General features: G+C 54.3%; 18 protein-coding genes (1 of these 18 only partly in view). 17 read left to right on the forward strand and 1 reads right to left on the reverse strand.

The window, feature by feature from the left end:
• Positions 1–43 precede the first annotated feature (43 nt).
• From dnaA to FRY98_RS17240, 15 genes are all read left to right on the forward strand, one after another.
• Positions 44–1,390: a chromosomal replication initiator protein DnaA gene (dnaA, locus tag FRY98_RS17175; protein ID WP_148454145.1), complete on the forward strand. Its 1,347-nt coding sequence runs from the start codon at positions 44–46 to the stop codon at positions 1,388–1,390.
• Positions 1,391–2,097: 707 nt separating this feature from the next.
• Positions 2,098–3,240, forward strand: a complete 1,143-nt coding sequence (dnaN, locus tag FRY98_RS17180) for a DNA polymerase III subunit beta (RefSeq protein WP_148454147.1) — start codon at positions 2,098–2,100, stop codon at positions 3,238–3,240.
• Positions 3,241–3,261: 21 nt separating this feature from the next.
• Positions 3,262–3,483 (forward strand): S4 domain-containing protein YaaA, encoded by a 222-nt coding sequence (gene yaaA, locus FRY98_RS17185; protein ID WP_148454149.1) that lies wholly within the window; start codon positions 3,262–3,264, stop codon positions 3,481–3,483.
• A 50-nt stretch (positions 3,484–3,533) separates the two neighbouring features.
• On the forward strand, positions 3,534–4,646 hold the full coding sequence (gene recF / locus FRY98_RS17190; RefSeq protein ID WP_148454151.1) for a DNA replication/repair protein RecF: 1,113 nt from the start codon (positions 3,534–3,536) through the stop codon (positions 4,644–4,646).
• A gap of 19 nt (positions 4,647–4,665) precedes the next feature.
• Entirely contained in the window at positions 4,666–4,914 is a 249-nt protein-coding gene (gene remB, locus FRY98_RS17195; RefSeq protein ID WP_148454153.1) for an extracellular matrix regulator RemB, read from the forward strand.
• A gap of 45 nt (positions 4,915–4,959) precedes the next feature.
• Positions 4,960–6,864, forward strand: a complete 1,905-nt coding sequence (gene gyrB / locus FRY98_RS17200) for a DNA topoisomerase (ATP-hydrolyzing) subunit B (RefSeq protein ID WP_211373315.1) — start codon at positions 4,960–4,962, stop codon at positions 6,862–6,864.
• A 138-nt stretch (positions 6,865–7,002) separates the two neighbouring features.
• Entirely contained in the window at positions 7,003–7,941 is a 939-nt protein-coding gene (locus FRY98_RS17205) for a carbohydrate ABC transporter permease (RefSeq protein ID WP_148454157.1), read from the forward strand.
• Between the two features lie 18 nt (positions 7,942–7,959).
• A complete protein-coding gene (locus FRY98_RS17210) occupies positions 7,960–8,799 on the forward strand; it encodes a carbohydrate ABC transporter permease (protein WP_148454159.1) in 840 nt (279 codons plus the stop codon).
• A gap of 111 nt (positions 8,800–8,910) precedes the next feature.
• Entirely contained in the window at positions 8,911–10,314 is a 1,404-nt protein-coding gene (locus tag FRY98_RS17215) for an ABC transporter substrate-binding protein (RefSeq protein WP_148454161.1), read from the forward strand.
• A 72-nt stretch (positions 10,315–10,386) separates the two neighbouring features.
• Entirely contained in the window at positions 10,387–10,608 is a 222-nt protein-coding gene (locus FRY98_RS29315; RefSeq protein WP_338114602.1) for a hypothetical protein, read from the forward strand.
• Positions 10,605–12,209 (forward strand): cache domain-containing sensor histidine kinase, encoded by a 1,605-nt coding sequence (locus FRY98_RS17220; RefSeq protein ID WP_338114603.1) that lies wholly within the window; start codon positions 10,605–10,607, stop codon positions 12,207–12,209. Before FRY98_RS29315 ends, FRY98_RS17220 begins: the two co-directional genes overlap by 4 nt.
• Complete coding sequence (locus FRY98_RS17225) at positions 12,184–13,794, forward strand: response regulator transcription factor (protein WP_148454163.1); 1,611 nt, start codon at positions 12,184–12,186, stop codon at positions 13,792–13,794. The genes FRY98_RS17220 and FRY98_RS17225 overlap by 26 nt, the downstream gene beginning before the upstream one ends.
• A gap of 40 nt (positions 13,795–13,834) precedes the next feature.
• Positions 13,835–15,679, forward strand: a complete 1,845-nt coding sequence (locus FRY98_RS17230; RefSeq protein ID WP_148454165.1) for a heparinase II/III family protein — start codon at positions 13,835–13,837, stop codon at positions 15,677–15,679.
• Positions 15,679–16,842, forward strand: coding sequence for a glycoside hydrolase family 88 protein (locus tag FRY98_RS17235; protein WP_148454167.1), 1,164 nt, complete (start codon positions 15,679–15,681; stop codon positions 16,840–16,842). The genes FRY98_RS17230 and FRY98_RS17235 overlap by 1 nt, the downstream gene beginning before the upstream one ends.
• Positions 16,843–16,928: 86 nt before the next feature.
• A complete protein-coding gene (locus FRY98_RS17240; RefSeq protein WP_148454169.1) occupies positions 16,929–18,794 on the forward strand; it encodes a DUF2264 domain-containing protein in 1,866 nt (621 codons plus the stop codon).
• Between the two features lie 83 nt (positions 18,795–18,877).
• On the opposite strand, the gene FRY98_RS17245 is transcribed toward FRY98_RS17240, so the two are convergent.
• Entirely contained in the window at positions 18,878–19,657 is a 780-nt protein-coding gene (locus FRY98_RS17245; RefSeq protein WP_148454171.1) for a YheC/YheD family protein, read from the reverse strand.
• 341 nt (positions 19,658–19,998) lie between these two features.
• On the opposite strand from FRY98_RS17245, the gene gyrA reads away from it, so the two are divergent.
• A complete protein-coding gene (gene gyrA, locus FRY98_RS17250; RefSeq protein WP_148454173.1) occupies positions 19,999–22,512 on the forward strand; it encodes a DNA gyrase subunit A in 2,514 nt (837 codons plus the stop codon).
• Positions 22,513–22,689: 177 nt separating this feature from the next.
• Positions 22,690–23,386: the 5' portion of an HD-GYP domain-containing protein gene (locus tag FRY98_RS17255; RefSeq protein WP_148454175.1), read on the forward strand. 404 nt of this gene lie beyond the right edge of the window; the window shows 697 of its 1,101 coding nt (coding positions 1–697); its start codon is at positions 22,690–22,692; its stop codon lies off the right edge, out of view.

The raw sequence follows: 23,386 nt of genomic DNA on the forward strand, positions 1-23,386 counted from the left end.
TGGCTCATGCCACAATTGGAAGATTTAAAAGGAGTGACCGTCTGTGGATAGCCATACCTCCGATCTATGGCAGCAAATCTTATCCATCATTAATACAAAACTCAGCAAACCCAGCTTCGATACCTGGTTCAAAGCCACCAAAATCGTATCCCTGAACGATCGGTCGATCGTCATTTCCGCGCCCACCACATTCGCCGTGGAATGGCTGGAGAGCCGCTATACGAAATTGGTCGCAACCACGGTTTACGAATTTCTCGGCAAGCAAGTGGACGTATCCTTTGTCATTGAGGAATCCGCCGCTCCAGAGCAGACGCAGGTATACAAGGAACCCCCTGCGCCCGTCCAAGCGGAGGAAAGCGTTTCCAATATGCTGAATCCCAAATATACCTTCGATACGTTCGTTATCGGTTCCGGCAACCGGTTCGCGCACGCTGCCTCGCTAGCCGTTGCCGAGGCGCCGGCGCGCGCCTACAACCCGCTTTTTCTATACGGAGGGGTAGGTCTCGGCAAGACGCACTTGATGCACGCGATCGGTCACTACATTTTGGAGCACAGTCCAAGCAGCAAAGTGGTCTACATCTCGTCCGAGAAATTTACGAACGAATTCATCAACTCCATTCGCGATAACCGTGCGGAGAGCTTCCGGAACAAGTACCGGAACATCGATATCCTGCTGATTGACGATATTCAGTTCATCGCCGGCAAGGAATCGACGCAGGAGGAGTTTTTCCATACCTTTAACGCGCTCCATGAGGAACGCAAACAGATCATCATTTCCAGCGACCGGCCGCCCAAGGAAATTCCGACGTTGGAGGAACGGCTCAGATCCCGGTTCGAATGGGGGTTGATCACCGATATCCAACCGCCCGATCTGGAAACGCGGATCGCCATTCTGCGCAAGAAAGCGAAAGCGGAGAATCTCGACATCCCGAATGAAGCGATGATGTATATCGCGAATCAAATCGATACGAACATCCGGGAGCTGGAAGGCGCTCTAATCCGTGTAGTGGCGTACTCTTCCCTCATCAATCAGGATATCACCACCCATTTGGCCGCCGAGGCCCTGAAGGACATCATTCCGTCGAGCCGGCCGAAGATGATTACGATTCAGGATATTCAGCAAAAAGTCGGCGAATATTACAATCTGCGGCTTGAGGATTTCAAAGCCCGGAAACGGACCAAGGCTATCGCTTTTCCCCGTCAAATCGCCATGTATCTATCCAGGGAATTAACGGATTTCTCGCTTCCCAAAATCGGGGATGCCTTCGGCGGACGGGATCATACCACGGTCATTCACGCCCACGAAAAAATATCCCAGCAGCTGAAAACCGACCAGGATCTCTATAAAGTTATCAACAACATTACGGAGAAAATCAAAAATTCATCCTGAATAAGCTATAAGCCTATGCACATGATATTCACATGTGGATAGGCTTCATTTCATATATTTTATGTCGTTATCCACATATTCAGGGCCCCTACTACTTCTTCTATATATTTAAAAGATATACATCATCATAAAACAGCGGCGATTGCCGCCTCGGGAAGAGCAGGACAACCCACGCTGAGATCAGCCGGCTTCTCGGACACGGTTTCTGGGTTTCTCGTTACTATGAAATTTGATGGTTTATTAGCGAGAATTGCATTTACTTGCTAAAATCAAATATATGCAGATTAGGTCGAGCATATGCTAAAGAAGTAGAGTTTTATTGCTAAATAGGGGTGGAACTCCGAAATTGTAGATGCAAAGCACCGCCGGCGGAGTTATAAAGTTTAACGGGAAAATCTCCCGCTAAAGTACCGCTTTTGGTATTAGGATCGGATTTAGCTGGAAAAGTTCCATCTATTTGGCGGCCCTACCGCCAATAGACGCAATTTCAAACGAATTAACGGGAGGTTTTCCAGCTAAATCACCTCTGCAGCCGCGTACGCACCAAATTAGCGGGAATAAATCCCGTTAATTTGAAAATGCAGGCCAAGAGTGTGAAACGCCCCTTTGGACCGTTGTCGAATATGCAATTTTAAGATACGAAGTAAGTTTTATTGTAATGGTTATTCCAGATGCTATGTTCCATAAAACTTTTAGGAGTTGAAGTTATGAAAATCCGCGTTTTAAAGCATGATTTGAACGAGTCTATCCAGCATGTGGCCAAGGCGATCTCCAGCCGCACCACGATCCCGATCTTGACGGGGATCAAGCTGGAGGTAAACTTCCAGGGGATGACGCTGACGGCGAGCGATACCGATATTTCCATCCAAGCGTTTATTCCGGCGGAAGATCAGGAGAAGCAAATCGTGCAAGTCGAACGTACGGGCAGCGTAGTGCTGCCGGCGAAGTTTTTTGTGGAAATTATCAAAAAACTGCCTTCCAACGAAATCGAAATGGAAGTGGGCGAAGGGTTTAAAACGCAAATCCGTTCCGGTTCCACCGATATTCAGATGGTCGGTCTGGATCCCGAAGAATTCCCGGTTCTGCCGAATATTGAAGAGAATCAGGTGATCTCCATTCCGGGAGACCTGCTGAAAAATATGATCAAGCAAACGGTGTTCTCTATTTCGACTAATGAGAGCTCCCCGATTCTGACCGGTGTGTTGTGGAATTTGAGCGATAACCAGTTCAAATTCGTCGCTACCGACCGTCACCGCCTGGCCAGCCGAACGGCGGGACTGGACGATGCGGAAGGCGTGCGCTTCAGCAATATCGTCATTTCCGGCAAGACGCTGAATGAACTCAGCAAAATCGTTCCCGACCAGAACACACGGGTGGACATCGTCGTGGCGGACAACCAGGTGTTGTTCAAAATTGACCGGGTACTCTTTTATACCCGTATTTTGGACGGGACTTATCCGGATACTTCCAAGATTATTCCGACAACCTATAAAACAGAACTGGTTCTGGATACAAAAAAATTAAGCGAGTCCATTGACCGCGCTTATTTGATGTCCCGGGAAGAGAAAACGAATATCGTCCGGCTCCAGACGCTGGAGAACGGAACGATTGAGATTTCCTCCAGTTCCTCCGAGCTGGGGAAGGTCACCGAGCAGCTGGATCTGGCGGAATTTACGGGCGATCCGCTGCGGATCTCGTTCAACTCCAAATACATGCTCGATGTGTTGAAAGTGGTGGAGAGCGAGCAGCTTCACATCGGTTTCACCGGAGCGATGAGTCCGATCATCATCAAGCCGGTGGACGACAGCCAAAGCCTCTATCTTATTCTGCCGTACCGGACTACAAACTAAAGAGAGGTCGTTGGACACACGATGAAGACGATTCCGATTTCCAGTGAATACATCAAACTGGATCAATTTTTGAAACTGGCCGACTGCGTTTCGACCGGCGGCATGGCCAAGGCGCTGCTGCAGGAAGAAGCCGTCAAGGTAAACGGGGAGCCCGAGAACCGGAGAGGCCGGAAGCTGTACCCGGGCGATACGATCACGGTGGAAGACTGCGGCACATTCCAGGTCGTCCGCGGCGAGGAGTAGGTGCCCCCTGGCCTTTAGAGCCGGGGGATGCGAGGAGGGCCGGGATACCATTGTTTGTTAAATCGATATCACTTGCGAATTATCGTAATTACGAGGCGCTGTCGCTGGATTCCTTCGGCAGCGTCAATCTCATGATCGGGCGCAATGCCCAAGGGAAGACCAATCTGCTGGAGGCGCTGCTCGTGCTTGCGCTCACCAAATCGCACCGGACGGCGAAGGACAAAGAATTGATCTCCTTCGGCAGCGCCCAGGCTACAGTGTCGGCGGAAGTGGAGCGGAGATACGGGGCGGTAAGCCTCGAACTGCGCTTCTCGCAGCAAGGGAAACGGGCCAAACTGAACGGCCTGGAACAGCGGAAGCTGAGCGATTTCATCGGGGCGCTGAACGCCGTGATGTTCGCCCCGGAGGATCTGGAGATCGTCAAAGGAACCCCCGGGGTCCGGCGGCGGTTTCTGGATATGGAGATCGGGCAGGTGCAGCCCAGCTATCTTTTTCACCTTCAGCAGTATCAAAAAGTGCTCGTTCAACGCAATAACCTGCTGAAGCAGGCGTGGGGGGCCGGTCCGGAGGTTACCACCATGCTGGAGATATGGAATGAACAGTTGGCGGAGCACGGTGTTAAAATCATCAAGAAAAGGAAACAATTTATAAGAAAACTGCAAAAATGGGCTCAGCAGATTCACGAAGGGATCACCGGGGGCGGGGAAAACCTGAAATTATCCTACCTTCCGTCCTTCGGCGAGGCCGAAGAAGAAGATGAAGCTGTCTTATTGGAGCAATTTATGATAAAGTTATCACAAACGAAAGATCAGGAGATCCGCCGCGGAATGACCCTTTCGGGTCCGCACCGGGACGATTTGGCGTTTCATATCAACGGAAATGAAGCCCAAAGCTTCGGCTCTCAGGGGCAGCAGCGGACGACGGCCCTATCACTTAAACTGGCGGAGATCGAGCTGATTCACGAGGAAATCGGGGAGTACCCCATTTTGCTGTTGGACGATGTCCTGTCCGAGCTGGATCCATACCGCCAAACTCAATTGATCGAAACGTTTCAAAGCAAAGTGCAGACGTTCATTACGGCAACCGGGATTGAGAGCCTCAATGCCAGCCGTCTTCAGGACGCCAGCATTTTTCATGTTCAAGAGGGACAGGTCCATCCATAGAGACGGGGAGGGAATCGCGTTGTACATTCATCTGGGCGGGGAGAAGGTGGTCCTCTCCTCGGAAGTGGTGGCGATTTTCGATATTTCGATTGAGAAATCTTCGAAAATCTCGAAGCAATTCGTCAGCCATGCCATCAAGGAGAAGCAGGTCGTGCGGATCGGGGAAGAGGAGCCCAAGTCGATTGTCGTGACCGGGGATGCCGTGTACTACTCGCCGATTTCCTCCGCGACGCTGAAGAAGAAGAGCAACGTTTCATCCATGATTTAAATCCACCCGACACAGAATTTATAGAAGTAGGTGAAGGCAGTGTCTATGAACGAGCAATCGTATGATGAGAGTCAGATACAGGTACTGGAAGGTCTTGAAGCGGTACGCAAACGGCCGGGGATGTATATCGGGTCGACCAGTTCCCGCGGGCTGCATCATTTGGTTTGGGAAATCGTCGATAACAGTATTGACGAAGCCTTGGCCGGCTATGCGAACAAAATCGATGTCACGGTTCATGAAGACAACAGCGTGACCGTGGTCGACAACGGTCGCGGCATTCCGGTCGGGGAGAATCAGAAGCTGAAGAAATCCACGCTGGAGGTCGTCATGACGGTTCTTCACGCCGGGGGGAAATTCGGCGGCGGCGGATATAAAGTATCCGGCGGTCTGCACGGGGTTGGTGTGTCCGTCGTGAACGCCCTGTCCGAGAAAGTGCTGGTTCAGGTTCATCGGGACGGTCATATTTACCAGCAGGAATACCGCCGCGGGACACCGCAATACGATGTCAAGATCGTGGGCGATTCCTCGATTACGGGAACGAAGACGACGTTCCATCCCGATCCGGAGATTTTTACCGAAACTACGGTTTATGATTATAATACGCTGCTGACGCGGATTCGCGAACTGGCGTTCTTGAATAAGGGCATCAACATCTCCCTGACCGACGAACGGACCGGTGTTTCCGAGTCGTTCCATTACGAAGGCGGGATTATGGAGTACGTGAAGTTTTTGAACCAAAATCGGGAGGTTCTGCACGAGCAGCCGATTTATGTGGAAGGCCAGCGCGATATGGTTCAAGTCGAGATTGCCTTGCAATACAACGACAGCTACACGGAGAATATTTTCTCGTTCGCCAACAATATCAATACGCATGAGGGCGGCACGCACGAGTCGGGCTTCAAGAGCGCATTGACGCGGATTATCAACGATTATGCCCGCAAGAGCAGCGCGATCAAGGAGAATGACTCCAACCTGACGGGGGACGACGTTCGTGAAGGCTTGACGGCAATTATCTCCGTCAAGATTCCCGAGCCGCAGTTTGAGGGGCAAACGAAGACCAAGCTCGGCAACAGCGAAGTGCGCGGGATTGTCGAGTCCCTATTCTCCGAGAAGCTGCAGGAATTCATGGAGGAGAACCCGGCGGTCGCCCGGCGCGTTCTGGACAAAGCGCTGCAGGCCTCACGGGCTCGTGAAGCCGCCCGGAAAGCGCGCGAGCTGACCCGGCGCAAGAGCGCGCTTGAAGTCAGCGCCCTGCCGGGCAAGCTGGCGGACTGCTCCTCGAAAGACGCGTCCATCAGTGAGCTCTACATCGTCGAAGGCGACTCGGCGGGCGGTTCGGCCAAGCAGGGCCGGGATCGTCACTTCCAGGCGATTCTGCCGCTGCGCGGGAAGATCCTGAACGTCGAGAAGGCCCGTTTGGACCGGATCCTCGGCAACGCGGAAATCCGGGCGATCATTACGGCGCTCGGCACCGGGATCGGCGAGGAATTCGACATTTCGAAGGCACGGTACCATAAGATTATCATTATGACCGATGCCGACGTCGACGGCGCGCATATCCGCACCCTGCTGCTGACGTTCTTCTTCCGCTACATGCGGAAGATCATCGAAGCCGGGTACGTATACATCGCGATGCCGCCGCTCTTCAAGATCGAGCGGAACAAGGTTGTTCGCTATGCCGGTTCCGAACGCGAGCGCGACGAAATCATCGCGGAATTCGGCGAGAACGCCAAGTTCAACGTACAGCGCTATAAAGGTCTCGGAGAGATGAATCCCGAGCAGCTGTGGGAAACGACGATGGATCCGGAAAGCCGGACGATGCAGCAGGTTTCCATCGCCGACGCGATTCAGGCCGACGCCATCTTCGACACGCTGATGGGCGACAACGTCGAGCCGCGGCGCGACTTTATCAATGAGCATGCAAAAACGGTCAAGAACCTCGATATTTAAAGGACCGGACAACAAACAAGTCAAAATTAGCGTGAAGATGATCAAAATACCGTCATTTCGATGACGGTATTTTTTTTATAATTTTTTTGAAATGAAAACAACGTCTTCGCCTAACTCACTCGAAACGAGGTGTTTAAGATGTCATCGACGCAAGCTGCCCTAAAGAAGCCCCCGGCTTCGAAGCCGCAAAAGATGCGCTCCCTGCAGAGGGGGGAGACGCTGGCCGGCCTCCTGTTCGTCAGCCCGATGTTGATCGGCGTTTCGGTTCTGGTGCTGCTGCCGATTATCGCGACGGTCGTGCTGGGCTTCGCCGACTGGAACTTCGTTCAGGGCTGGGACGGTATTCGCTGGATCGGGCTGCAAAATTACGAGCATTTGCTCAGCGACTCCATGTTTCTGCGCTCGCTGCGCAACAACCTGATTTTTTTGCTGACGGTCCCGGTCTATATGCTCATCTCCATGGTGCTGGCGATTCTCATTGACCGGTACGTCTACCTGAAGGGGTATTTCAAGGTCGCCTATTTCATGCCGTACATCTCCAACATCGTGGCTGTCGCGGTCGTGTGGCAGGTGCTGTTCCAGCCTTCCTACGGTCCGATCAATGAAATGCTGAAGGCGCTCGGCATCTCCGATCCGCCCAAATGGATCGCCGATCCGAACTACGCGCTGATCTCGATCATGATGATTTCCGTCTGGATTTCCATCGGCTTTAACCTGATCATTTATATCGCCGGCCTGCAGGCGATTCCGAAAGATCTGTACGAGGCGGCCGACATCGACGGGGCCAACGCCTGGGTTAAATTCCGCCGGATTACGCTGCCGCTGCTGTCGCCGACGTCCTTTTTCCTGCTGGTCACCGGGATCATTTCGACGTTCAAGGTATTTGATATTATCGCGGTGATGACGCAAGGTGGGCCGATCGGCTCGACGACGATGATGGTCTGGTACCTCTACGATACCGCCTTTGTCAACCTGAAGGTAGGCTATGCCTCCTCCATCGGGGTCGTCCTGTTCGCTTTCGTCATGCTGATCACGCTGATCCAATGGATCGCCCAGAAAAAATGGGTCAACTACTAGCCGGGAGGAGGAAATTCGATGCAAAAACGCATTTCAATCCATGGGCCGAAGCTGGGGTTGACCGTGGTCATGCTTGCCGTTAGTATTTTGTTTCTGCTTCCGTTTTTTTGGATGCTGATGACGTCTTTCAAAATCGAGAAGGATGTGTTTGTATACCCGATTGAGTGGATTCCGAGACAATGGAACGCGATCGCCAACTATAAGGAAGTGTGGTTCGGCCAGTATCCGTTCTACCTGTACTACTGGAATTCGATCAAGGTCAGTCTGATCACGACGTTGATCTCCTGTTTCGTCTCCAGCCTGGCCGCCTATGGATTCTCCAAGATCCGGTTCGCCGCGGGGCAATGGCTGTTTTTGATCGTATTGGCCACCTACATGATTCCGGGACAGGCGATTCTGGTGCCGCAGTTTATTTTGTACCGCAATATCGGCTTGTTCGACAGCCACCTGGGGCTTATTCTCATCGGCAGCTTCAGTGTGCTTGGAACATTCATGCTTCGGCAGTTTTTTATGGGAGTCCATCAGGATTTCATCGAATCGGCCAAAATTGACGGAGCCGGGCACTTCCGGATCTTCTGTTCGATCGGTCTTCCGCTGGTCAAGCCGGCGGTGGCCACATATGCGATCCTGCGTTTTATCTGGACGTGGAACGATTATCAGAACCCGCTGATTTTTTTGCGGACGGACAAATGGTTTACGCTGCCCCTGGCCATGCAGAAGTTTACGTCCATGAGCGGCGAGTTCTACTCCCTGCAGATGGCCGGGGCCGTCTCCGCGATCTTCCCGCTGCTGCTGATTTTTATCATTGGGCAGAAGAGCGTGATCCAGGGCATTGCGCTGGGGGGCGTAAAGGGATAGGCCAAAGAAGTCAAAATATTTTAAATAAAGTAAATATAGTGGGATTCGTCTTTTGTAAGCGTTTTATATAATGTGAGCTAACCGGAATTTAATATGAGGAGGGGTTCATGGATGATGAAGAAACGTGGGAAGACGCTGTTGGCAGCCGTGCTGATGATGAGTCTGTTGTCCGCTTGCGGCGGCGGGAACGGGGGAACAACGGCCAATGGGGGAGGGGATTCTTCGGCAAGCCCGGGAGCGGGCGGGGGAAGCGGAGACGGCCAAAGCATCAACCTTCGCCTGTACACCTACGGGACGGAGGAGGCGTACAATTGGAATCATACGCTCCGCGCTTATGAAGAATCCCATCCGGGCATCAAGATCGAATTGGTTCAGCTTAGCGAGAAAGGCGATACGCAAGAGGCCTTCAAAAAGCTGGACCTCGAGGCTGCTTCTTCCGCGCAAATGGACATTCTCATGTTCAGCGATCCGGCGGGTTACGCCCAGCGTGTGGCCTTGGGCATGGCCGAACCTTTGGATGAGTTTATCGCCAAGGACGGTTTTAAAGTGGAAGAGGACTATAAGGTCGACACCCGTTTGAACGGGAAGGTTTACGCGCTGCCGGGGAAGTTCAATCCGTGGTACGTCCTTTTGAACAAGAATCACCTGGAGGAGACGGGATTGGAAGTGCCTGCCGATTGGACCTGGGCGGAGTTTGCCGATTACGCGAAAAAGTTAACCCAGGGCGAGGGGGCGTCCAAGCGCTACGGCACCTATTTCCATGGGCCCCAAGCGGGGGGATGGATGGAATACTTGAAACTGATGATGGAGAATCAGCCGGAGAACGCCGACTTTCTGAAGGCCGACGGTTCGTCCAATCTGGATGACCCCAATTTCCGAAAAACCTTGGAACTTCGCGTACGGATGGAAAAAGAGGATAAGTCCTCCGTCCCATACACGGATATGATTTCGCAGAAACTGGCGTACCGGACGCAATTTTTTAACGAGTCGGCCAGTATGCTGCTGATCGGCAGCTGGATGAACACCGAAATCGGCGGAACGGACAAAGTACCGCTGAACTTCAATGTCGCCGTGGCGCCATTTCCGAAGAACACCCCCGAGGACGAAACCGGCTTGACCCCGGTAACTACCGACTACGTGGCCGTCGCCGCCAAATCCAAGCATAAGCAGGAGGCGTATGACTTTGTCCGGTGGTATACGACGGAGGGGCAGATCGTGCAGGGCAAAAACATCCCGGCCTGGAACCAGGTCGGCAGCGAACAGGTTCAAGGCATTATCGACACCATCTTAAGCGGGACGAAGAATCCGGAAAAGGTGGACAAAAAGTCGCTGGTCGATACCTTGATGGTGTCCAAGGCTTCGGCGATCATTCCGCCGGCTTCTTATCAGTCCGAAGTCTATGAAGCGATTAATGAGGAATACGAAAAGCTGATCCTGGGCAATCAGGACATCGAAGCGACGATCAAAAACAGCCAGGAGCGCGTCGCCAAAATCATTGAATCCAACCAAAAATAATTTGCTATAATGATTCAAAAACAGGGGACGGAAGCATCGTCCCCCTCTTTGTCCAAGGGGGCCCGGTCCGGTATGTTGGAATACCTGAACAAAAGGCTGCCGCGGTCGATCCGCAGCAGGCTCATCCTCGCTTCCCTGGCCTGCATTCTTCTGCCGGCGGCGTTTACGCTCAGCATCTATAATTCGCTCACGGAGAAGGCCGTGAGACAGCAGGCGGCAACCAATGCGGAGAATGCGCTGGAACTGGTCAACGGATCGGTAACCCAACGAATGGGGGGATGCTCAATATCGTGAATTATATTCAGGTCAATTCGGGCCTGAATACCTATTTCAAACTTGTGGCGTCCGGAAATGAGGGCGGTGATCCGTACAGCCGTTTTACGGAAGCCAATCGGGTACTGGAACAGCTCGACAGCTTGACCGTGCTCGGGGAGCGGAGCTATGTCACCGTCCTTTTGACGAACGGGTCGTATTATATGAATTATTCGGTAAGCGATTACAATCCGCTGGACTGGATGGACCGCCCGTGGTTCGAGAAGCTTAACAGCTTGCGGGGGCTGGAGTCGTATTGGACCGGACCCGAGCCGACGACCTTCAATTACGACAAGTTCGATCACCCCTACCAAATATCGGTGGCCCGTCCCCTGAGGCGCGGAGATTCGGAGATTTACGGGTATGTCATCGTCACGGTGATGGAGGATCAATTCAATCAGATTTTTCGCAAATTGTCGGCCGGACAGGAGGTCCTCCTGACAGATGCTGCGGGAACGATTGTTTCCCATCGTAATCCTGAGCGGGTCGGAGCCTCCTTTACCTATGCATCCCCCGAAGGGGATGCCCGGTCTTCCTTGATCCGCAAAGGGAAGGAAACTTACCTGCTGACCGAACGAAATATCCCTATGGCGGGATGGCGGCTCATTATGATGCAGCCCTACAAGGAGGCCATCGTCAATATCAGCTCGATTTTCAATAAAGTGTTCTTGTTTCAAATGGTCTCGTTCGCCGTGTTCCTGCTGATTCTGATTTGCCTTGTTCGTGCGTTTACCCAACCGCTGGTTCGCCTAAGTAAAGTGACCACGGCGGTGCAGCGGGGAAATCTGGAGGTCCGTACGGGGGTCCGGGGAAACGACGAAATCGGCCGGCTCGGCCTATTGTTCGACCAAATGCTCGACCGGGTCAAGGAAATGATCGCGGAAATTTCCGCAAGTCAGGCCCGTAAGCGTAATGCCGAACTCAAAATGCTCCAGGCCCAGATCAACCCCCATTTTTTATTCAATGTGCTGAACTCGATCCGCATGAAAATCATGAAGCATGGCGATCTGGAGAGCGCCAAAATGGTGGGGTCGCTCTCGGTACTCTTGCGAATGACGGTCAGCCGCGAGGAGGACGAAATTACGCTGCATGAAGAGATCGATCTGGTCTCCCATTACGTCAGCCTGATGAATTTGCGGCAGCGGGAGGCGGCTCTGCTGGATTTGCAGATCGATCCGGAGGCGTTTCTCGTGCGGGTACCGCGGTTTATTCTGCAGCCAGTGGTGGAGAACGCGCTCATTCACGGGCTGCGGCAGCGGGCGGGATTGATCACCATAAGGGCGGTTTTGAGGGCCGGAGAGGTCATTCTGTCGGTATACGACAACGGAGGGGGAATGCCGCCCGAACGGCTTGCCGATATCCGAACGAAGCTGGCCGAAGGGACGCTCCCGGCGGAAGGCCAAGAACGGGGCGGCCACTTTTCGGGAATCGGGCTCCATAATGTCGCGGAACGGATGGCGATGATCCATGGCGAGGCATTCCGCATGCATATTTCCAGCGAGCCGGGGAGCGGCACGGTTATAGAAATGCATTTTCCTCAAAGGGAGGGAGCTCGCGATGTACAACGTGATGCTGGTGGATGACGATTATCCTGTGTTGGAGCTGCTGTCGGAGACCATTCAGTGGGAGCGGCTCGGCCTGAGGTTAATGGGAACGCATGAGAACGGCTGGAACGCCTGGGAACATGCGCAGCGGGAAATGCCGGATATTCTGATCACCGATATCGGGATGCCGAAGATGGATGGGCTCGAGCTGTCGGAAAAGATTCGCGGAATCCGGCCGAACGTGAGAATCGCGATTTTGTCTTGTCATCATGAGTTTGACTATGCCCTAAAGGCGATGCGGCTCCGGGTCCAGGATTATTTGCTGAAGGATACGCTGGTTCCCGAGGATCTGGCGGCGCTGTTGGCCCGGTTCAAGGAGAGCATCGAGCAGGAGCATCAGATCGGCTGGGAACAAACCCGGATGAGGCACCTGGCTGCGGAAACCCGCGAACTGCGGAAGGTCCAGAAATTCAAGCTTTTTATCGATCAGCCGCTCCTGTTTCCCGGTCAATGGACGGGGGAGCTACGGGAATACGGCCTATTTACGGAAGGACGCTTCTGTCTGCCTGTCGTCGGACATCTGGAGGATTACTCCTCGGTGAAACAGCGATTCACTTCGGACGAAACGCTGCATTTTGCCGTGAGCAACGTCATGAACGAGGCTATGGAAAATCTCGAGCCGAGAGGGGTCCATATCGGTTATCAGGCGCGGACTTCATTATTGCTGTTTTCTTACCGTCCGGGCATCCAAACCAATGTGTATGAGACAGCGTCAGCCGCATTAAGGGAAATCGGAGTCACCTTGAACCGGGTGCTAAAGATCCGCATGTCCTTCATTCTGGGGCAAGGCTGCGCTTCACCCGTCGAGTTGAAGGCTTCCTTGGGAGAACTGCTCGGGGAGGGGCAGCGCTTCTACCTTGAACCGGGGACGATTTCAAAGCGGGAAAAGCCCCTTCCCGTTCCTCCCGGAGGTCCGCCGAATCTGTTTGCCGAATACGGCCGGGCCAGCCAGGAGCTGCGGGAGGTGCTGCTCGGATCGCGGCCCTGCCGGGCCACCGAGGTGGCGGAGGCCTGGATCGGACGCATCCGCGAACGGCGTTATCCACCGGAGATGGTCAAGGATTGGACGCTCAAGCTGCTGCTGGACTTAAAGCTGAAACTGCACTCCTTGCAGGCGGTCCGTCCTTCCTATTCGGCCGATACGCTGCACAAGGAACTGATGGATATCGCCTCCTTGGCGGAACTCCGCCAATGGCTGATTCACCATTTGACCGGGATCGCCGGCTTGAAAAACGCGGGGTCCGGCATGAGCAAGCGGCCGGAAGTGGCGGAAGCCTGCCGGTACGTCTCGCTGCGTCTTCATACGCGAATCTGCCTGGATGAGGTGGCGGAGCATCTCTATCTGAATCCCAGCTATTTTAGCAGGCTGTTTAAGAAGGAAACCGGAATGACGTTTATCGAATATGTGACGAGCATGAAAATGGAACGGGCCAAGGAGCTGTTGGATGCCACAAACCATACGGTCGGCGAGATCTGCGAGCGGCTGGGCTACGATAATCAGAGCTATTTCATCAAGACGTTTAAGTCCTATGCGGGAATGACGCCTGCCGAATATCGGGGATAACTTCATGCGGCCCGGCCTTTTTCAGGAAGGGAGGTTGGATATGGACCATTTGGACAGAAGGACCCTCCGGGAGATCGTGGATCGCATGGCACCCGCCGATTTGCATCTTTACTATGTTTCGGGGGATGCGGCGAAATTTTGGCGAAACGTACGAGCGCACGAGGCTTACCGGCAAGATCTTGAGGAAATCGAATCGGAAGGAGAACGATTGTTGGGGGAAGAGCTGCCGGAGCTGGGCTACGGGTTGTTTTCCATTTTTCGGGATACCGGGTCGCGACTGGAGTATGAGCGGGTTTATTTTGAGCGGAGGAGAAGATTGAACACCTTTGCCTTGCTTTGTTTGTCGGCCCCTGACTCCATGCTCTACGAATCCCATCTCCATGAAGCGATCTGGTCGATTTGCCGGGAGTACAGCTGGTGTCTGCCCGCCCATTTAGGCGAGAACGACGATCCGGTACAGTCGATCGACTTGTTCTCCGCTGAGACGGGATTCACGCTCGCCGAAATATCCCTGCTCCTTGGTGAAAGGCTGCCGAAGCGGTTACGGTATCTGATCGAGGGGGAAGTGAATCGGAGGGTGCTAGGGCCGTTTTTGGCAGGCGGGGGGTATTCTTGGGAGAGGGCCACCCACAATTGGTCGGCGGTGTGTGCGGGGTCCGTCGGGGCCACGGCATTGCTGTTGGAGTGTGGAAAGGAAGCGCTTACCGACGTGCTGCTCCGGGTCCAGGCCAGCCTGGAGTGGTATTTGCGGGGATTCGGTGAAGATGGGGCCTGTCTCGAAGGGCTCGGTTATTGGAATTACGGATTCGGCTACTTCGTCTATTTCGCGGACCTGCTGCGTTCAAGAACACGCGGTGAATTGGATTGGTTCGCTCGGGGGAAGGTGCGGCGAATCGCGTCTTTTCCGCAAAAATGCTACCTGGGAGGAAGGGCGGTCGCCAATTTTTCCGATTCGCCGCCTACCCATCCGATCCAGGTGGGGCTCTCCCATAAGCTGGCGGAGTACTATCCGGAATTGGAACTACCGCCTGCGGATCTGCGCGCCGATTATCGTGACGACCACTGCAGCCGATGGGCCCCGGCGCTGCGAAATCTGATCTGGCGAAATCCCGCCGCTATCGGAGGCAAGCGGGAGTGGGACAGCGCCGCCTGCTATATGCCCGATGCGCAGTGGCTCATCTCCCGCTACCGGAGTCCAGCGGGAATGTTCGGGTTTGCCGCCAAGGGAGGGCATAACGGGGAGCCGCACAACCACAACGATCTCGGCCACTTTATGCTGCTGGCCGACGGAGTGGCGCTGGTGGCGGATCTGGGGTGCGGGGAGTACACCGCCGACTACTTCGGGGCCGGCCGGTACATGTACGCCTGCAACGGGTCCCAGGGCCATGCGGTTCCCGTGATCGACGGACACGGGCAGGAGGCGGGCGAAGAACGGGCCGCGGCGGTGCTGGAGGCTTCCACAGGGGAGATGGAGGACAGGTTTAGGCTGGAGCTTGCCGGAGCCTATCCGCGGGCTTCCGCGCCGAAATCATACATCCGCTCCTTTGCATGGCATAAATCGGAGCTGCCGGTGCTGGAGCTGCAGGATCTGTTTCATTTTGCCCGGCCGCCGGGATCGCTGATCGAACGGATTGTCACTTTGGCTCCGTCGGCGATCGATCAGGCTCAGGGGGTGGTTATTCTGTCGCCCCCGCAAAAGGAGACAGGGGCGGTTTCGGCCCGCAAACTGCGGTTGCGGTACGATCCCTCCCTCCTCAGTGCCCGTGCGGAGGAGCAGAGCTACCGGGACCATTTTGGCCGGGATACGGTTTGGTATGCGCTAGATTTCCACGTGGAACATCCGCGGGAAGAATTTCAAGTCGGTTTCCGGTTCGAATTTATTTGATGATTAAGCCAAATGAAAGGGGAGCAGGTAACGTGACGGAAAACCTTGCATGGGCGGAAGAGGCCTGGAATCAGGGGCTGACAAAGACGAGGCACAACAGCCGGCGTATAGGAGCGGGATTTCCCCACGCCAGTCAAGGGGGAAAATACGACTTGGCGGAGCCCGCCTGGTGGACGGCCGGGTTTTGGCCCGGCATGCTGTGGCTGTTTTATAACGGCAGCGGAGACGACTCTCTGAGAGCGTTGGCCGAACAATGCGAAGCACAGCTGGATGAAGTGCTGGACGCATTCATCCGTTTGGACCATGACATCGGTTTTATGTGGACGCTGACGAGCGTGGCCTCCTTTAAGCTGCTCGGCAGCGAAACTTCGAAGCTTCGCGCTCTGAAGGCGGCGAATTATTTGGCCGCCCGGTTCAATTTGAAGGGGCGGTACATCCGCGCCTGGAATCCCTGGTATGAAGGGGACGAGAACGCCGGTTGGGCGATCATCGACTGCTGCATGAATATGCCGCTGCTGTTTTGGGCCTCGGAAACAACCGGAGATCCGCGGTTCCGGCATATCGCCGAGGCGCATATGGATACCGTCCTGACTCAGTTCGTCCGTCCCGACGGCTCGGTCTATCATATCATCCGGTTCGATCCGGTAACCGGCGAGCGGATGGAAGGTCTCGGCGGGCAGGGCTATGCGCCGGAGTCGGCCTGGTCCCGGGGAACCGCCTGGGCGATCTACGGGCTTACGCTGGCTTACCACCATACCGGGAAGTTGGATTATCTGGACGCCGCCAAACGGGTCGCGCATTTTTTCCTGGCACAGCTCCCCGAGGACCATGTGCCCCATTGGGATTTCCGGGCCCCGGTGGAGGCGAGGATTTACCGGGACTCCTCCGCCGGGGCCTGCGCGGCCAGCGGCCTGCTGCTGCTGGCTGAGAAGTTGGGCGAGACGGAAGGGGAGGCTTACCGCGGATCCGCCGAACGAATCCTGAGGTCGCTGTATCAAAACTACGGAACTTGGGACGACCCGAACGAGGAAGGACTGCTCTTACACGGAACCAGCCACTACCCTGAGGGGAAAAACATCGATGTTCCACTGATTTACGGCGATTTTTTCTATGTGGAGGGATTGGCCCGTTTAACGGGGAAGGGCCCTTTTTATTGGGAATAGGCGGGGGATAAGAGGCTGAGAAAAAGTTAACGTGAGGTTTTCCCGTACATGTTTAGCGAGACCAAGAATGAGAGGAGCGATAACCTATGAGTCGGCATGCCCAAACGCTGCAGCGGAATCCGCTGCGGACGAAACAGGACCTTCAGGCGGCACTACAAGAGCTCACGGCCCCGCTGCGCCCGCATTACAGCGAGGGAAAAGCCCGGTTAAGGCTTGGTGTCGCCGGGGCGGGATTCGACGCCTCCATCGCCGAAATGGAGGGTTTCTCCCGCGTGTTGTGGGGCTTGGTTCCGCTGCTCGCCGGCGGCGGGGAGGATGACCTCTGGGAGGTTGTGCTCGAAGGGATTCGCCACGGCACGGATCCCGCACATCCCGAATATTGGGGCGAGGTGGCCGACTATGATCAGCGGCTGGTGGAAATGGCGGCGTTCGGGTTTGCGCTGGCGCTGATTCCGGAAAGGATTTGGGGGCCGCTGAATGAGCGGGAACGTACGCATTTGCAGGAATGGCTCGGGCAAATCAACCGGCATCCTTGTTACGACTGTAACTGGTTGTTTTTTAATGTGTTGGTGAATTTGGGTCTTCACAAAGCGGGACTCTCTTACGATAAAGGGCAGTTGGAGGCCAGTCTGGACCGGATCGATACGTTTTATTTGGGGGATGGTTGGTACAGCGACGGTCCCGGGGGGCACAGCGATTATTACGTCCCGTTCGCCATTCACTTCTATGGGCTGCTTTACGCCGTCCTGATGAAGGAAGGGGACCCGAAGCGGGCGGCCGTCATCCGGGAACGGGCCGGACGGTTCGCGGCCGACTTTCTCTACTGGTTCGCGCCGGACGGGGCCTCCCTTCCTTACGGGCGCAGCCTGACTTATCGTTTCTCGCACGCGGCTTTTTGGGGAGCCATGGCTTACGCGGAGATGGAGGAACTGTCCTATGGGGTCCTAAAGGGGCTCGTTTTGCGGCATTTCCGCTGGTGGTTTCGGCAGCCGATGCTCGATGCGCAGGGGCTGTTGACCGTGGGGTACGCCTATCCGAACCTGGTGATGGCGGAAAATTACAACTCGCCCGGCTCGCCCTACTGGGCATTAAAGGCGTTTCTGCCGCTGGCCTTGCCGGACGATCACCCGTTCTGGCGGGCCGAGGAGATGCCTCTTCCGGCGGGACCGGCCATGTCGGTGCAAAAGCCTCCGCACCTGGTCGTTTGCCGCCGGGAGGAGACCGGGCACGTCGCCGCCTTTAACAGCGGGCATCGGTCGACGAACGAGCACACGCACACCTCGGCAAAATACGAGAAGTTTGCCTATTCCACGGCGTTTGGGTTCAGCGTCCCCCGAGCGGAATGGGGGTTGTCCCAAGGGGCCTTCGATTCGATGCTTGCGCTCAGCGAAGGCGATCAACTGTTCCGGGTCCGCCGCCGGAATGAGGAAACCTGGATCGATGGCCACCTGCTCTACGCCCGTTGGATGCCTTGGCGGGATGTCGAGGTGCAAACTTGGATCGTCGCCGGCTTGCCCTGGCATGTCCGAATCCATTGCGTAAATACATCCCGCGAGCTGGATGCCGCCGAAGGCGGCTTCGCCCTGGGATTGTCCCCGCAGATGGACCGCTTCGAGAAGGCGGCCGGCGTGACCGTCCGATCGGCGCAGGGCAGCGTCGGGATACAGTCCCTGCTCGGCTATGAACGGGCGGAGCTTGTCTACCCGAACGCGAACACGAATCTTCTTCATCCGCGTACGGTGATCCCGGCTTTACGGGCCCGTCTGTCGCCGGGGGCGCACTGGTTGGCATCCGCCGTGTTCGGCGAGCCGGGGCAAGGAACGGTTCCTGGCCTTGAGATCGCCGAATTGGACCTGGATGCGGCTCTCGCTCGGCTTGGCGTGAAGGTAGGCGATACCGCTATTGAAGTTGAGAAAGTGGACGGCCAGATTACCGTTATCAAGTCGTACTAAAAAACAAGGGAGTTTACAGCTCAAAACTAAGGCGGTCTCCGGTTACAGGTGAATTCACCCTGCCTGCGGAAAACCGCCTCTTCTTATTTTTTCAGACGGCCATAGGCGACCGCATAACGGCGGATTTTTTTGTAAATGTCCTTATCGGGGAGAAATTTAAAAGGAAAAAGAGCGGGAAGGGTATTTACTTCCAAAATCCAGATTTGATGCTGTTCGTCAATAGCGATATCCAGTCCGATTTCTTTCAGATTCGGGAATTTGCCGGCGAGCTGCCTCGCCGCCCGGACACCGAGCAGTTTCATCTCCTTGTATGTTTTTGCAAAATCTCTAGGCTCCAGATAGGGTCCCAACAATTCTTCAAGTGTCGCGGTCATACCGCCGCCATGATAATTCGTGATGATTTTTTGCTGTGCGGCGACGCGTCCGATGAAACCGGTCGTCTCCCAGCCTTTTTGCGGTGTCCTCTGGACAAGCGCGCGGATGTCGAATTTACGGCGCCTGTAGGTCAGCAGGTGGATTCCTTGTTGTATGAGATACACCTTTTTTCCGATTCGTTGGACGAGAACGTTGTGAAGTTCCTCCAGGTTGGGATAAAAATCGCTTTGAATACCGTACCGGAGTTTATACTGCGGAGCCCGTTCCTGCTCGGATACGAGTTCGTCGGTCCAAGGCTCGACGCTCATGACGCCGTTGCCGTAGGTGCCGCGGTCGGGCTTCACATAAACAAGACCATGAATCTCCAACATTTCCTTCAGATTCTCCAGGCTGTATTTGCGCGTGTCGGGGATAAAGGGCCGAATCGTGTCTTTCTGTCTCAAAATCACGGTCTTCTCCCATTTGCTAGCGATGCGCTGAATAGCCAACTTAGCATCCATCCTTTCCAAAACCCCGGGCTGCCACCGTTTCAGACATGAAAAACATAGGACAGAAGAGAAAAACAATGATATAATTATAAGATATGGGGATTTTATAAGATTTTTGACCATTTTTTTCAACAACTACTCTATATGCCTATATTCTAGTGTATGAACTACAAGGGCAATGGGAATGGACACATCCCCATTTATTAGTGTCTATACCACATGGGATCTCTGGCCGGCACGTTTAATCGGGCATGATTTGTGCAAGTAATATAATGATTCGGGGCAGGATGAGGACATCCCATTATCATAGGCACTTGGATAGAATTTGAAGGAGGTCCAGCATGGCGGAAGAAAAGTTTTCGCAAATTATAGACCGGGACATTAATGTGGAAATGCGCGAATCCTTTATGGATTACGCCATGAGCATTATCGTCAGCCGTGCTTTGCCGGATGTAAGGGATGGTCTGAAGCCGGTGCATCGGCGTATTCTGTACGCCATGAATGAGCTTGGCATGCATCCCGATAAGCCATTCAAGAAATCGGCGAGAATCGTCGGCGAAGTTATCGGTAAGTATCACCCGCATGGCGACTCCGCGGTTTATGAAACGATGGTGCGGATGGCCCAGGATTTTTCCATGCGTTATATGCTGGTCGACGGTCATGGCAACTTCGGGTCGGTCGACGGGGATATGGCTGCCGCAATGCGATATACGGAAGCGCGGTTGTCTAAAATCGCTATGGAAATGCTGCGTGACATCAACAAAGAAACGATTGATTTCATGCCGAACTATGATGGTGAGGAGCAGGAGCCGCTTGTGCTTCCGGCACGTTTCCCTAACCTGCTGGTTAACGGGGTATCGGGGATCGCCGTCGGGATGGCAACGAACATTCCGCCGCATAATTTGGGCGAGGTTATAGACGGGGTACAGGCGCTTATTGCCAATCCGGATCTCGACTCTCTGGATCTCATGGAATATATCAAAGGCCCGGATTTTCCGACTGCCGGTTATATCATGGGCCGGACGGGGATACGTCAAGCTTATACGACGGGGCGCGGCTCCATTACGATGCGGGCCAAAACCACGATCGAAGAGCATAACAACAAGGCGAGAATCATTGTGGAAGAACTTCCGTATCAGGTGAATAAGGCCCGGTTGGTTGAAAAAATCGCCGAGTTGGTCCGCGAGAAGAAGATCGACGGCATCACCGATCTGCGGGATGAATCCGACCGCAACGGCATGCGCGTTGTGATCGAGCTGCGCCGGGATGTCAATCCGAACATCGTGCTGAACAATCTGTTCAAGCACACGGCGTTGCAAAGCACGTTCGGCATCAATATGCTGGCGATCGTGAACAATGAGCCTAAGATTTTGACCTTGAAGGAAGTCCTCAGCTATTATTTGCAGCATCAGGTTGAAGTTATTCGCCGGCGGACGGAATATGAGCTGAAGAAAGCGGAAGCCCGTGCTCATATCCTCGAAGGTCTGCGCATCGCGCTGGACCACCTGGACGAGGTGATCGCGCTGATCCGCGCTTCCCAAACGACGGAAATCGCCCGCACGGGGTTGATGGAACGCTTTGGGCTAAGCCAGGAGCAGGCCCAGGCGATTCTGGACATGCGTCTGCAGCGTTTGACCGGTTTGGAACGCGAGAAGATCGAGAGCGAGTATCAGGAACTTTTGCAAAAGATTGCCGAATACCGCGAGATTCTGGCCAACGAATCCCTCGTTCTGCAAATCATCAGCGACGAGCTCCAAGAGATCCGCGACCGCTTTGCGGATGAGCGCCGGACCGAGCTGTTGGTCGGGGAAGAGAGCATCCTGGATGAAGACTTGATTCCGCAGGAAGAAGTCGTCATCACGATCACGCATACCGGGTACATCAAGCGTTTGCCGCTCACGACCTACCGCAGCCAGAAACGCGGGGGACGAGGCGTCGTCGGGATGGATACGAAGGACGATGATTTTGTGGAGCACTTGTTCGTTACGAACTCGCACCACTATCTCATGTTCTTCACCGACCGGGGGAAAGCGTATCGCCTGAAGGCTTACGAAATCCCTGAACTCGGCCGGACCGCGCGTGGGACGCCGATTATCAATCTGATTCAGATTGAGCAGGGCGAAACCGTCAACGCGGTTATTCCGGTGGAGCGCTTCGATGAAGACAAGTATCTGTTCTTCGCGACCCGTCAAGGGGTCGTGAAGAAGACGCCGATCGAAGACTACATCAATATCCGTAGGGGCGGATTGATTGCCGTACATCTGCGCGAAGACGATATTCTGATCGACGTGAAGCTGACGGACGGCAACCAAGAAGTCATCATGGGGACGGCTCAAGGGATGTCCATCCGTTTCCCAGAGAGTGACGTTCGCTCGATGGGCCGCGCCGCAACCGGCGTGAAGGGGATTACGCTCGATGAAGACGATCATCTGATCGGGATGGATGTCATCGTTTCGGATCAGGATGTTCTGATCGTAACCACCAACGGTTACGGGAAGCGTACGCCGGCGTCGGAGTACCGGATTCAAAGCCGGGGCGGTAAGGGGATCAAGACGATCAATGTGACGGAGAAGAACGGTCCTGTCGTCGGTCTTAAAGTGGTCAAGGACGATGAGGATCTAATGATCATCACCGCCAGCGGTACCCTGATTCGGACCAGCATGTCGGGAATCTCCACGATGGGACGGAACACGCAGGGCGTCAAGCTGATCAACATCCGCGAAGACGACGCCGTGGCTACCGTTTGCCGATCGGACAAGACGGAAGAAGAACCGGAGGAAGAGAACCAGAATGAAGAAGGGGGAGTGTCCCTGGAGGACGCTCAACCGGATAACGGTTCCGATTCGGAGGAATAAACAAGCGATAACACCGGATTTCCTTAAGGAGGTCCGGTTTTTTCTATTCTTTTCATTACGGCGGAAAAAGGATTGTTGGGCTTCAAGTCTCGTAATATAATGGCGGTAGATAGTTCTTTTTACCCTGGATAGGGCCCTACCCTACATATTTGGAAGATTTAAGGAGAGAGTGAAATCATGGCCAGCGTCCCTGTATTGGATCTGAAACCCGGTTTGAAAATTGTTGAGAACGTACACACTCCGCTCGGTGGATTGTTAATGCACAAAGGAAAAGTGCTTTTGCCTAGAGACCTGGATATCCTGCGTGCGTTTATGGTTCAGCTTGTAGAAATTGAGGACGGGCAAGTTAAAGGGCGCGAGGTAGTGACCGAGGTTTCGGATTCGGCCAAAGCGGGACATGCCGACAACTCATCATCTCATATTGAAAATGAACCGGCCGCGATCGATCAGCTCCACAAAGAATACGACCGGATGCTCCATTTAACCAAGAGCGCCTTTCAGTCGGTTCTGGCATCGGAACTGCCTATTTATGAGCTCCGCCATCAAATGGAGGCTTTGATCAAACAGTTGAAATTTTATAACGTGCTTACCTTTACGCCGCGAAATGTGAACGAATACGATTATCTGTTCCATAACGCCATTTTGTCGGCCCTTACGTCCTATACGATCGCTCGTTGGCACGGACTTCCGCAGAAAGACTGGATGCAAGTCGCTTTCGCGGGTCTTCTTCATGATATCGGAAATACGAAAATCGATCCGGCGATCCTTTATAAACCGGATTCGTTGACCGGTGAGGAAGCCGAGGAAATGCGAATGCATACGACGTACGGATATCAACAGCTCCGCAAGACGTCGGCCATCAATGAAGGTGTCC

This window comes from Paenibacillus faecis (assembly GCF_008084145.1).
Lineage (GTDB): Bacteria > Bacillota > Bacilli > Paenibacillales > Paenibacillaceae > Fontibacillus > Fontibacillus faecis.